Annotated in this window: 7 protein-coding genes; 6 read left to right on the plus strand and 1 reads right to left on the minus strand. The window is 57.9% G+C overall.

What is annotated here, in order from left to right; genetic code table 11:
• Position 1: 1 nt before the first annotated feature.
• Positions 2–2,413 (minus strand): endopeptidase La, encoded by a 2,412-nt coding sequence (gene lon, locus EAO82_RS11630; protein WP_096345869.1) that lies wholly within the window; start codon positions 2,411–2,413, stop codon positions 2–4.
• Positions 2,414–2,563: 150 nt separating this feature from the next.
• Between lon and EAO82_RS11635 the strand changes: the two genes are divergently transcribed.
• From EAO82_RS11635 to EAO82_RS11660, 6 genes are all read left to right on the plus strand, one after another.
• Positions 2,564–3,340: a helix-turn-helix domain-containing protein gene (locus EAO82_RS11635; RefSeq protein WP_096345870.1), complete on the plus strand. Its 777-nt coding sequence runs from the start codon at positions 2,564–2,566 to the stop codon at positions 3,338–3,340.
• A gap of 249 nt (positions 3,341–3,589) precedes the next feature.
• Entirely contained in the window at positions 3,590–6,745 is a 3,156-nt protein-coding gene (putA, locus tag EAO82_RS11640; protein WP_096345871.1) for a bifunctional proline dehydrogenase/L-glutamate gamma-semialdehyde dehydrogenase PutA, read from the plus strand.
• Between the two features lie 112 nt (positions 6,746–6,857).
• Entirely contained in the window at positions 6,858–8,333 is a 1,476-nt protein-coding gene (gene putP / locus EAO82_RS11645; protein ID WP_153274288.1) for a sodium/proline symporter PutP, read from the plus strand.
• 193 nt (positions 8,334–8,526) lie between these two features.
• Positions 8,527–9,174: a TetR/AcrR family transcriptional regulator gene (locus EAO82_RS11650; RefSeq protein ID WP_096345317.1), complete on the plus strand. Its 648-nt coding sequence runs from the start codon at positions 8,527–8,529 to the stop codon at positions 9,172–9,174.
• 91 nt (positions 9,175–9,265) lie between these two features.
• Complete coding sequence (locus EAO82_RS11655; protein ID WP_221412484.1) at positions 9,266–10,444, plus strand: efflux RND transporter periplasmic adaptor subunit; 1,179 nt, start codon at positions 9,266–9,268, stop codon at positions 10,442–10,444.
• Positions 10,445–10,448: 4 nt separating this feature from the next.
• Complete coding sequence (locus EAO82_RS11660; RefSeq protein ID WP_096345315.1) at positions 10,449–13,550, plus strand: efflux RND transporter permease subunit; 3,102 nt, start codon at positions 10,449–10,451, stop codon at positions 13,548–13,550.
• Positions 13,551–13,588: the final 38 nt, after the last annotated feature.

Here is a 13,588-nt window from a genome sequence, read left to right on the forward strand (position 1 = left end):
TTCAGTCAAACAGCTTTTTGGCCACATCACGGAAGTGACTGGCGAAATGAACCTGCATGCCGTCTTTGAGATACGCTGGCAACTCTTCATAGTCCCCGCGGTTGGCTTCGGGCACGATCAGTTCGAAGATCGATTGCCGGCGTGCAGCAATGACCTTCTCACGGATGCCGCCCACGGGCAGTACCTGGCCTGTCAAAGTGATTTCACCGGTCATCGCCAAGCCGGTTCGAGGTGCCTGATTACGCGCCAGCGACAGCAGCGCACTGGCCATGGTGACGCCGGCGCTGGGTCCATCCTTCGGCGTGGCACCTTCAGGCACATGCATGTGCACAAAAGCTTCGTCGAAGAAGCTGGTATCGGCCTTGTAGGCCTTCAGGTTGGCGCAAATGTAGCTGTAGGCAATCTCGGCCGATTCGCGCATTACCTCACCGAGCTTGCCAGTCAGTTTGAAGCCGCGATTGAGTGTATGAATGCGGGTGACTTCAATCGGTAGTGTGGCGCCGCCCATGGAGGTCCAGGCCAAACCAGTGATGATGCCCACGCCTTTCAGGGTTTTCTCGGTACGGAAGGGCGCAGAGCCAAGCAGTTCGACCAGATCGTCAGGTTTGACGGTGATCTTTTGTTCTCGATCCTGAAGCAGCCGCATGATCGACTTGCGTACAATCTTCGCTAACTGTTTCTCCAGGTTGCGCACCCCGGCTTCGCGGGCATAGCCTTCGATCAGGCTGCGCAGCGCCTTGTCGGTGATGCGCAGTTGGCTCTTGCGCAGTCCGGCGCGTTCCAGTTGACGCGGCCAGAGGTGATGTTTGGCAATCGCCAGCTTCTCTTCGCTGATATAGCCTGAGAGACGGATGACGTCCATGCGGTCCAATAGTGGGCCGGGAATGCTGTCGAGAGTATTGGCGGTACACACGAAGAGCACCTTGGACAGATCCAGGCGCAGATCCAGGTAGTGATCAAGGAACTGGTTGTTCTGTTCCGGATCCAGGGTTTCCAGCAGGGCTGAAGCCGGATCACCCTGATGGCTGGCCCCCAGCTTATCGATTTCATCAAGCATGATTACTGGATTCATCACGCCGACTTCCTTGAAGGCCTGAACGAATTTGCCGGGCATTGCCCCTATGTAGGTCCGCCGGTGGCCTTTGATCTCCGCTTCATCGCGCATGCCGCCGACGCTGAAGCGGTAAAAGGGCCGACCGAGGCTTTCGGCAATCGAGTGGCCGATACTGGTTTTGCCCACACCAGGAGGGCCAACCAGCAGAATGATCGAGCCCGATACCGAGCCCTTGAACGCGCCCAGGGCGAGAAACTCGAGAATCCGTTGCTTCACGTCTTCCAGGCCATCGTGATCGCGGTCGAGCACTTTGCGTGCGTGATCGATGTCGAGCTTGTCCTGATGAGTCACGCCCCAGGGGATGGCGGTAATCCAGTCCAGATAATTGCGCGTCACTGCGTACTCGGGAGAGCCTGTTTCCAGAATCGAAAGCTTGTTCAGCTCCTCTTCTATCTTTTTGCTCGCAGCTTCAGGCACATCCTTGTCCGCGATGCGTGCGCGGAACTGTTCTATGTCGGCGGTGCGGTCATCCTTGGATAGCCCCAGCTCCTTTTGAATGACCTTGAGCTGCTCCTTGAGGAAGAATGTGCGCTGATGATCGCTGATGGTGCGGTTAACCTCGGCACTGATCTCGCCTTGCAAACGCGCGACATCAATTTCCTTTTTCAGCAGCACCAGGACTTTTTCCATGCGCCGCAGCACCGGAATGGTATTCAGAATGTCCTGCAGTTCGGTGCTCTTGGCAGATGTCAGGGTGGCAGCGAAGTCAGACAGCGGCGACGGCTGGTTGGGGCTGAAACGATTCAGGTAATTTTTCAGCTCTTCGCTGTACAGCGGGTTGAGCGGCAGCAGTTCCTTGATCGCATTGATCAGTGCCATGGCATAGGCGCGCACTTCGTCACGCTCATCGCTGGGTGCCTCAGGATATTCCACTTCCACCAGGTAGGGTGGCTTGCGGCTCAGCCATTTGGTAATCCTCACGCGGGTCAGGCCCTGGGCAATGAACTGGATTTTGCCGTTCTCCTTGACCGCATGGTGCACCTTTACCGCACAACCCGTGTCCGGTAGGCGGGCAGGGTCAAGCTCTCCCTCGGGAGACATGGGGCCGTCGATATAGAACAACGACAGCGCATGGTGCGGGGTGTCAGCTACCCGCTCCAGGGTTTTCGCCCAAGGGGACTCGTCCACCACCACAGGCATGACCTGAGCCGGAAAAAAGGGACGATTGTTGATCGGCAATAAATACAGCTTGTTGGGTAAGCGCTGGCTGGGAACGACCAGCTCGGTGCTGGATTTATCCGAGGCCGCCTGTTGTTCGTTCTCAAAATAGTCTGATTGATTGCTGTCCTGATCGGTCATGTCGGTTCTCGTCGGGGTCGGTAGTCGATGGCGCCGTATGAAGTAAGAGATGGTGCCGATTCGGGGCTTTTCAATGCCAACAGGACGTCTATCTTGTGACAAGCATGAGCAAGGACTAATATTGGTGCTCCATGCGCAGTGGTCAGAGGCATGATCAAGACCAAAATATTAGACCTGCCGGTGCAAACTTCCACCCATGCCCATTCACAGCATCAGCTGATTGTGGGGCTGGACGGCTGCGCGGATTTCGAAGTGATGGGGCAGGGCGGTGCGGTCAACCGTTTGCACGCCTGTCTGGTTCCCGGGCATGAGGCGCATGCGTTTTCCGGGCGTGGCAGTAATCACATGCTCATCCTGGATCTGGCTCAGGGCTCGGAGACGACCTACGGTTATGGCGCAGATGACCTGTCCAGACTGTTCGACAAGCCGCGCTTCCTGCAGCTGGACCAGCGTCTTCAAGGTTTGCTCGATTTTGCTTCGCATGAATTGCGCGAAAGTCAGGCTCAGAACAGGCAATTGCCCATGGCCTGGCACCTGGGTGGCGTGCTGCTGCACACGTTGCATGACCGTTTGTTTTCCCTGCCTCTGACCGCTCAGCCCTTGCCCAGTCTGGATCTGGCACGTATCGATGCCTTTATTCAGCAGCGCCTTGATCAACCGATCAGCGTTGCCGATATGGCTGCCCAGGTATATATCAGCCCAAGTCATTTTCATGCCCTGTTCAAGCAGGTGGCTGGGCACTCGCCGCATCAGTACCTGTTGCGGGCCAGGGTCGCCGAAGCGCTCAGGCTGATTTGCCAGACACCCATGCCCTTGTCCGAAGTGGCCAGTCGCTGCGGCTTCTCCAGCCAGAGCGCCCTGACTCATGCAGTGCGGGCCCAGAGTGGGCGGACGCCGCGCAAGCTCAGGCTGGCGGCGCGCGGCTAAGTTCCACGCAGGCTCTGGTTTCAGAGCTTTTCGCAAAAAAAACCCAGCTTTCTGCAAGATTTGACTGCTTCAGGCTCCTACAGTCGGGATACGGCTTTTGCGTGCCTGCTCCGCGAGGAGAGGCGCAGCCGATAACAACAAGTGAATTCGTCCAAACGCTGCCTATGGTCTAGGATCAAGTAAAGATTGATTCCGATCCTTACCGGAGTTTATCCCGGCAGGTGGCGCAGGCATCAACGGAGCAAAAAGATGTTCAAAGCCAGTCAGGCTCTGCAAGGTGATTTCCTTGCCAGCAACCCGGATGACTTTCTCAAGGTTGTCAGCGACAACTACGCGGTAGACGAAGCTGCTTATGTCGCCGAGCTGGAGCCTCTGGCCGAGCCAGAAGATGTGGCGGCCCTGTCGCAGCGTGCGACCCGGCTGATCGAAGATGTACGCAAGCGTGACAATGCCAGCGATAGTATCGACGCTCTGCTGCAACAATACAGCCTCGACACGCAGGAAGGCATCATGCTCATGTGCCTGGCCGAGGCGTTGTTGCGCGTGCCGGATGCCGAGACGGCCGATGCGCTGATCCGCGACAAGTTGAACGCCGCCCAGTGGGACAAGCACGTAGGCCAGAGTGAGAGCGCACTGGTCAATGCTGCCGCCTGGGGGTTGGTCATGACCGGCAAGGTCGTGAACATGGACAAGCGCCAGGACGGCACTCCCGGCACCGTGCTCGGCCGGCTGGTCAAGCGTAGCGGTGAACCGGTGATCCGCAGCGCCATGCTGCAAGCCATGCGCATCATGGGCAAGCAGTTCGTACTCGGGCGCAATATCAAGGAAGCGCTGAAGAACGGTAAGGAGCAGCGCGACAACGGCTATACCTACTCCTTCGATATGCTCGGCGAAGCGGCGCTGACCCGCGCCGATGCGAGCAAGTACCTGGCCGATTACAGCGACGCAATCAATGCCCTGGCCAATGACAGCTACAAGGGCACCAGCCCCAAACCGACCATTTCGATCAAGCTGTCGGCTTTGCATCCGCACTACGAGACGGCCCGCGAGCAACAGGTACTGGATGAACTGAGCGAGATTGTTCTGGGTCTGGCGCGCCAGGCGCGGGCGGGCGGTGTGGGTATCACCATCGACGCGGAAGAAGCGGATCGCCTGGAACTGTCGTTAAAGCTGTTTCGCCGCGTGTATAACCACGCTGACGTCAAAGGCTGGGGCAATTTCGGTCTGGTGGTTCAGGCGTATACCAAACGTGCGCTGCCAGTACTTTGCTGGCTGACGCTGGTGGCCAAGCAACAGGGCGATCTGATTCCGGTGCGTCTGGTCAAGGGTGCTTACTGGGATACCGAGATCAAACTCTGCCAACAGGCAGGGCTGGATGGTTATCCGGTATTTACCCGCAAGGAAGGCACTGATGTGTCCTACCTGGCCTGCGCCCGCTATCTGCTCAGCCCGCTGACGGATGGCCTGATTTACTCCCAGTTCGCTACGCACAACGCGCATACCGTGACCTGCATACTTTCGATGGCTGGCCAGCGCGCGTTTGAATTCCAGCGCCTGCACGGCATGGGCGACGCCTTGTATGACACCGTGATCGAGCAGAACAGCTGCGCCGTGCGCATTTATGCACCAGTCGGCGCGCACAAGGATCTGCTGCCCTATCTGGTTCGGCGCTTGCTGGAGAACGGTGCCAATTCCTCATTCGTGCACAAGCTGGTGGACAAGAAAGTGCCGATAGAAACGCTGATTGAACATCCGCTGGTCAGTCTGCGTCGGCATGCCTCACCCGCCAACCACCGCATCCCCATGCCGGCAGATATTTACGGCACGGAGCGGCGCAATTCCAAAGGCATCAACCTTGATGTGCTCTCTCAATGGTTGCCGCTCAAGCAACAGCTCGACCAGCATATGCAGTCAAGCTGGACCGGTGCGCCGCTGGTCAATGGCAAGCGGCTGTCAGGTGAAAGCAGGGCGGTCATGTGCCCCTACGCCTTGTCTCATCAGGTTGGCGAGGTCATCTGGGCCACGGCCGAACAAACCCACGACGCGATTGATCAATTGGCTGCCGCATTCCCGGCCTGGAATGCTACCCCGGTTGATACCCGAGCCGCCGTGCTGGAGCGCACTGCGGACTTGCTCGAACAGCACATGCCAGAGCTAATGGCGCTGTGTACCCGCGAAGCCGGGAAGAGTTTGCAGGACGGCATTGATGAGGTGCGCGAAGCCGTTGATTTCTGCCGCTATTACGCACTGCAGGCGCGTCAGCGATTTGCGCTGATCACACTGCCAGGACCCACCGGCGAAAGTAACGAGCTGTACCTGCAAGGCCGCGGCGTATTTGCTTGTATCAGCCCGTGGAATTTCCCCCTGGCGATCTTTCTGGGTCAGGTGTCAGCCGCGCTGGTAACCGGTAACACCGTGGTCGCCAAGCCGGCTGAACAGACCAGTTTGTTGGCCGTACGCTGTGTCGAGCTGATGTTCGAGGCTGGCCTGCCAGGCAACGCATTGGCGTTGTTGCCGGGCGACGGCGCTCAAGTGGGTAGCGTGATCACGTCTGATCCGCGAATTACCGGTGTGGCTTTTACCGGTTCAACCCAGACCGCCCATCTTATCAATCGCGCATTGGCAGCGCGTGACAGCGCCATCGCGCCCATGGTCGCCGAAACCGGCGGGCAGAACGCGATGCTGGTCGACTCGACCGCGCTGCCGGAACAGGTGGTCAAGGACGTCGTGCATTCGGCCTTTACCAGTGCCGGGCAGCGCTGTTCGGCATTAAGGGTCTTGTATATTCAGGAAGATATTGCTCCACGGGTTATGGAGCTGCTCAAGGGTGCGATGGCCGAGCTGCATGTCGGTGACCCCTTCAGCCGCGCCACGGATGTCGGCCCGGTCATTGATGCCGATGCCCGCGAGGGTTTGCTCAAGCATATCGAGACGATGAAGGTCGCAGATCGCCTTATCGCTGAAACACCTTTGCCAGAGGGGCTTGATGGACACTTCGTAGCTCCTGTAGCCTTCCGCCTGGACAGCATAAAACAACTGGATCGCGAACATTTTGGCCCGGTACTGCATGTGATTACCTGGCGCAACGATACCCTCGACAAGGTCATTGACGAGATCAATGCCACCGGATTCGGCTTGACGCTGGGCATTCATAGCCGCAACGAAGATACCGCCCTGCATATCGACCGCCGGGTACGCATCGGCAACGTCTATATCAACCGCAACCAGATTAGCGCGGTGGTCGGTGTTCAGCCGTTTGGCGGTATGGGGCTGTCAGGCACCGGGCCGAAAGCAGGTGGGCCGCATTATTTGCTGCGTTTCGTTACCGAACGCACTCGCACCATCAACACTACGGCGGTGGGCGGCAATGCCAGCCTGCTGTCGCTGGGCAATGGTGAGCCTTGAGCACGAACGCGGCAGCCACCGGGCTGCCGCCAGGAAACAGAGGGAATTGATCAGTACTTCCCCATACCAATAACAGAACAGGGACTGTTCACTACAATGAGAGAAGAACGCCATGACTGGTAACATAGGCATTGTGAGTGCGACCTTTGCGGTCTATATCGCGGTGATGTTGGCCCTCGGCTATATCGCCTACAAACGTACTAATAACCTGTCCGATTATATTCTCGGCGGACGTTCGCTTGGTCCAGGCACGGCTGCTTTGTCTGCCGGCGCGTCGGACATGAGCGGTTGGCTGTTGCTGGGCTTGCCAGGCTATGCTCTGGCAGCCGGCTACGAAGCCACCTGGATCGCGGCTGGCCTGCTGGCGGGTACCTGGCTCAACTGGCTGATCGTCGCACGGCGTTTGCGGGTGTATTCGCATGCGGTGAACGATTCGCTCACATTACCGGCCTATTTCGAGTTTCGTTTCGAGGATAAAAGCCGTGCGCTGCGTGTGATTTCAGCTATTTTCATTCTGCTGTTCTTCCTCTTCTACACCAGTTCGGGTCTCGTAGCTGCCGGCAAGCTGTTTGAAAGCACCTTTGGCCTTAGCTACGAAATTGCCGTGGTACTGGGCACGCTGGTTATCGTCTCCTACACCTTCTTCGGTGGTTTTCTTGCGGTGTCGTGGACGGATGTGATTCAGGGCCTGCTGATGGCTGCGGCGCTGGTGATCGTGCCGATCATGGCGCTCAACACCATGGGCGGCTGGGACGAAGCCCGTGCTGCAATGGAAGCGAGTAATCCGGAGCTGCTGACATTCTTCAACGACGTTGAAGGTAATCCACTGGGCTTTGTCGCGATCATTTCGCTATTGGCCTGGGGCCTGGGTTATTTTGGCCAGCCGCATATTCTTGCGCGTTTCAAGGCTATTGGTGACGACGCTGCTCTGCCAACCGCCCACCGCATTGCCGTTATCTGGACCGGCATCTGTCTGATCGCCGCGCTGATGGTCGGCTGGGTGGGTATTGGCTTCCTCGGCGAAGCAGGGATTGGCGATGCGGAAACGGTCTTCCTGGCGCTGATCCAGGCCATGATGCATCCCGTTGTGGCTGGCATTCTGCTCGCGGCCGTACTGGCAGCCATCATGTCGACCGCCGATTCCCAGTTGCTGGTGTCGTCTTCTGCTCTGGCGGAAGATTTCTACAAGGCGCTGTTCCGCCGTGACGCTACTCAGAACGAACTGGTCTGGGTGGGCCGCTTTGCGGTTATCGGTATCGCATTGTTGGCGCTGTTGTTCGCTTTCAATCCGGAAAGCACTGTACTGGGTCTGGTTTCCTACGCCTGGGCCGGCTTCGGTGCGGCTTTCGGTCCTGCGGTGATTCTGTCGCTGTTCTGGAAACGCATGAACCGCAACGGCGCATTGGCCGGGATTATCGTCGGTGGCCTGACGGTGGTGCTGTACAAGCAGATTGATACCATCGGTCTCTACGAGATCATCCCCGGTGTCATTCTGGCGACCATCGCTATCGTTGTAGCCACGCTGCTGAGCCCTCCGCCTTCAGCGACCATAGAAGCAACCTTTGACGAGGTAGCGAACCGCTACTGAGTAATATTGCCGGGCAGCGCAAGCTGTCCGGCAGCTCGGCAGACAACGGACCTATCCTTCTGCTTGAGCGTTCCCCTGCGGCACCTCTCCGACTTCTGACACAACTGCCAACAGTGTATTTGCGCACTGCGGGTTGTTTCCCGTCGCCCAGTGTTTTCTAATACGGACTGACGCGTCAGTCCGTGAGTAACTAATGCCTGTTAATAACAATGAATGCCAAGCCAAACGCTTGCGCAAACCCCCGGCCGAGCGCTGTGAAGAGATTCTTTACGCGGCGATCAAGGTCTTTGCCGAGCAGGGATTTCGCTGCACGGATGTGCAACAGATTGCCGATCTGGCCGGAGTCGGCAAAGGCACGGTATACCGCTTTTATCCCACCAAAGACGAGTTGTTTCAGGCCGCGGTGGATGATGTGATGCTGCGGCTGACCAGCCAGGTTGATGCTGCGGTTCAAGACATTAGCGACCCCCTCGAGCACCTCAAACAGGGTTTCAGAACTTACATGTCGTTTTTTCAGCAGCATCCTGAAGCTGTTGAGCTCTTTGTTCACGAATGCGCCGAGTTCGGCAAGGTGAGCAAGCCGCGGTACTTTGTCTATTCGGACCTGCGTCGCACGACCTGGTTGAATGTGTACCAGCAACTGATCGACAGCGGTCGTTGTCGAGTTAACGACCCCGAGCAGATATTGAACGCGATCAGCAACCTGGCGTATGGCAGTGTGCTGGTCAACCGGATCTCCGGACGTAACAGCTCGCTGGAGGTCATGGCTGACGAGCTGCTGGATACGCTGCTGCACGGCGTTCTAGGGACTACGCAGACGGTGGCCGCTAGCGATGAGTAGCAACCCGTGCAGTGGCGCACCCCACACCATCTTCATGCTCGGGCAGCCGCTCCGGGTATCTCTTTCTCCATTTTTCGAGCGATTGACGTTTATGCAAACCCCTCAGTTTCCCTTCCGTAGTTCTCAAGCAGCGGCATGGATCCGCGCGTTGTCTGTGCTGGCAGTGGTAGCTCTGGTATCGGCTTGTGGCAGTGATGATAAATCCAACTCAGCCGAAAAAACGCCGCCTATGGTGACCGTGCAGGAAGTCGCACTTTCCGATGCTGACCTGATTCAGGAGTATCCAGCACGGGTGCGTGGCGCCAGGGAGGTTGAGGTCAGAGCACGTATTTCCGGTGTGCTGCAGGAGCGTGTGTACGTCGAGGGTGCCGACGTTAAAGAGGGCGATATCCTGTTCCGGATTTTTCCGGAACCGATGCAGATTCTGGTAAAGCAAGCCGAAGCGGCGAAGAGCAATGCCATCGCCGAGGTCAAACAGGCCGAGCGCGAGTGGGAGCGTGCCAAGCAACTGTTTGAGCGGGGTGCATTGAGTGCCAGCGAGCGGGATCGCACGCAATCGCAGCTGGATTTCGCCCGTGCCGGCCTGGATGAAGCTGATGCGCTGCTGGACGAGGCCAAGCTGAACCTGTCCTATACCAATGTACGTGCGCCGATGGACGGTAGTGCGAGTCTGGAGGTGGTGCCGGAGGGGAGCGTACTGGCTGTTGGCGCGCTACTGACCACGCTGGTCAAGCAGGACCCGGTGCACGTGATCTTCGCTCTGCCCGAGCGTGATGCAGCTATGCAGCGTGCAGCCCAGATTGAAGACGATACGCTGAATGGCGCCGTCACCATGTTGATGGCCGATGGCAGTGAGTACCCCCGCACAGGCAGCATTGATTTCACTTCAAGCAGTATTGATAACGCCACCGGCAGCATCACGCTCAGGGCGGTGTTTGATAATCCCGATCGCCAGCTTATTCCCGGGCAATTCGTGCGCATCCGGCTGGTTCTCAAGCACTTCACTGATCAAGTGTTGCTACCCTCCGAGGCAGTGGGTGCAAGCGGTGAGGGCCCTCAGGTGCTGGTGGTCAATGACGATTCCGAGATTGAAATTCGCAAGGTAAAACTCGGTGACATCCTGGGTGCAAGACAGATCATTCTTGAAGGTGTCGAGCCAGGTGACCGCGTGGTGGTCAATGGCCAGGTAGGCCTGCGTGCGGGCGCCAAGGTGCGCGTAGATGGTGGGGAAACCGAGCAGGAACCTGCAACCGACGACGCCGAGGAGTAAGGGCATGCTGCAGTTTTTTATTGATCGGCCGATCTTTTCGACGGTGCTGTCGATCCTGATCCTGATTGCCGGTGGCACCTCGCTTTATCAGTTGCCGATTGAACAGTACCCCAACGTGGTACCCCCGCAAATTGTAGTGGAGGCCAGCTACCCGGGCGCCAGTTCGCAGGTGATTGCCGACGCGGTGTCGGCACCGTTGGAGCAAGCAATCAACGGGGTCGACGACATGCTGTATATGGAGTCCTTCAGTGGCGACTCCGGCAACATGCAGTTGACGGTCTACTTCCGCATTGGCACCGACCCTGATCAGGCGACTATCGACGTTAATAACCGCGTGCAGAAAGCGACCGCAGAGCTGCCGCAGGAAGTGCGTGACCTGGGTGTAGTGGTTCAGGCCCGCTCGACCTCCATTCTCCAGGTGGTCGCGCTGTCGTCGGAAACAGAGCAACTCGGCGTACTGGAAATCAGCAACTATGCACTGCTCAACGTACTCGATGAGTTGGTGCGTCTGCCCGGCGTTGGTGATGCGCGTCTGTTTGGTGCCCAGGATTACTCCATGCGTATCTGGTTGCGACCGGACAAGCTGGCTGAATACGACCTGACGCCGAGTGATGTCGCCACAGCGCTGCGTGAGCAGAATGCCCAGTTTGCCGCTGGGCGTATTGGCGCCAACCCGGCGCCTGAAGGCCAGGCCTTTACCTTCAGTGTCAGTACGCCGGGGAGGATGTCGACTCCTGAAGAGTTTGAGCAGATCATTCTGCGCAGCGATTCTGATGGGCGCACATTGCGCTTGGGGGAAGTAGCACGCGCCGAGCTGGGCGCACAAAACTACGATTTCAGCGCCACCTTCAATGCAAAAAATGCGGTGCCATTGGGTATCTATCTTCAGCCCGGGGCGAATGCGCTGGATACCGCGGACGAAGTGCGTCAGGCGATGGAGCGGATTTCTCAGCGCTTTCCCGGCGACCTGCGCTACGACATTCCTTACGACACAACCCTGTTTATCGATGTCTCGATCAAAGAGGTCTTGATCACTTTCATTCAGGCATTGGCGCTGGTGGTATTGGTCACTTTCCTGTTTCTGCAGCATCTCAAGGCGACGCTGATTCCGCTAGTAGCTATTCCGGTGTCGCTTATCGGTACCTTCGCCGGGATGATGTTGATGGGCTTTTCCGTCAATCTCTTAACCCTGTTCGGGCTGATTCTGGCGATTGGCGTGGTGGTGGATAACGCCATTATCGTGATGGAAAATGCTGAGCGCTTGATCAAGGAGGAGGGGCTCTCCAGCTATGAAGCTGCCAGCAAGACCATGAAGCAGGTATCCGGCGCGGTAGTAGGCTCCACCCTGGTGCTGATTGCGGTGTTTGCGCCGGTATCCTTTCTCGGTGGTCTCAGCGGCGAGCTGTATCGTCAGTTCGCCATTACCATCGCCGTGTCCGTGGGTATTTCCGGTATCGTGGCGCTGACGCTCAGTCCGGTGATGTGCGCGTTGCTGCTCGACCGCAAGGAGACCGAGCCGTCTCCCAAATTCGCCTGGTTCAATAACGGCTTTGATCGACTGACTGACGGTTTTACCCGCCTGGTCGGCTGGATGCTCAATCACGCCAAAATTACCCTGGTGCTGTTTCTGCTACTGATCGGATCCACCTTGTTTCTCCTGGATCGCATGTCCAGCGGCCTTGTGCCGCAGGAAGATCAGGGCTTCCTGCTGACGGTCTATCAACTGCCGCCCGTCTCATCTCTGGAGCGTACGGAGGCCGTGCGTGAAGAGTTGAGTCAGAAGATCGTCGACATGGAAGAGATCAAAGGGATAACCAGCTTTGCCGGTTTCGACATCATGAATCGTGGGCTACGCACCAATATGGGCGTCGCCTTCGTCACGCTGATCGACTGGGATGACCGTACCGAGGTAGAGCAAAGCGCGCAGGGTATGGCCAACCGGATCGTCGGCCTGGGTGCGAATATCCAGGAAGCCAACGTCATGGCCTTCGTGCCGCCGCCGATTAACGGGCTGTCACTGACCGGGGGTGTCGAGGGGTATCTGCAGTTGCGCGGTGAAAGCGATCCTTTGAAGCTCAAGGCGCAAGCAGATCGCTTGGTCGGTGCCGCCAGCGAGCGCCCCGAGCTGACCAACGTGCGTGCGGCACTGGATGTCGGCGTGCCGCGCTACCAGGCAGAGGTGGATTGGGACAAGGCCAAGGCCATGGGTGTGCCCATCAACGAAATCTTCACCGCCATGCGCAGTACTTTTGGTGCTCTGTATGTGAACGACTTCACCCTGCAAGGGCGTAACTGGCAAGTCAATCTGCAGTCAGAGGGCGAGTTCCGTAGCCATCCGGATGACCTGCGCAAGGTGTTCGTGCGTTCCGGCACTGGCGAGCTGGTGTCTCTGAATAACGTGGTGACCCTTGAACGTACCCAGGGTGTCGATTCGGTGAGCCGCTTCAATCTCTATCCTGCCACCAAGGTGACCGCCGACCCGGCGCCGGGCTACAACACGGCTGCGGCATTGGCTGCCTTGCAGGAAGTGGGTGCCGAGGTTCTGTCTGCGGACGCGCAATTGGGCTGGGTCGGTGAGGCCTATCAATTGCTGGATTCGGCATCTTCCGGGGCACTGGCGTTCGGTATGGGAATCATGATGGTGTTTCTGATTCTGTCAGCGCAGTACGAACGCTGGAGTCTGCCACTGGCGGTAGCCACGGCGATTCCTTTCGGCGTTTTCGGTGCAGTGGTAGCGTCGATGTTGCGGGGCTTCCCGAACGATATCTACTTCCAGGTCGGGCTGCTGGTGTTGATTGGTCTAGCGGCCAAGAACGCCATTCTGATCGTCGAGTTCGCGGCACAGAACCGCAAGGAAGGCATGTCGCCCTATGACTCCGCCCTGACGGCGGCACGTCAGCGCTTTCGCGCGATCATGATGACCGCCCTGACCTTTATCATCGGCAGCTTGCCGCTGGCGATCAGTACTGGCGCCGGCGCAGTAAGTCGTCAGGAGATCGGTACCGTGGTAGTCGGCGGGATGGTCGCTGCCAGTACCCTGGCGCTGATCTTCGTGCCGGTGTTCTACATGTTGCTGGAGCAGAGGGGGTTCAAGCGCACCGAGTAAAACTGACTGCCCTTGTCGCATATCGCCGACAAGGGCAG

The sequence above is a fragment of the Halopseudomonas pelagia genome (assembly GCF_009497895.1).
Classification (GTDB): domain Bacteria; phylum Pseudomonadota; class Gammaproteobacteria; order Pseudomonadales; family Pseudomonadaceae; genus Halopseudomonas; species Halopseudomonas pelagia_A.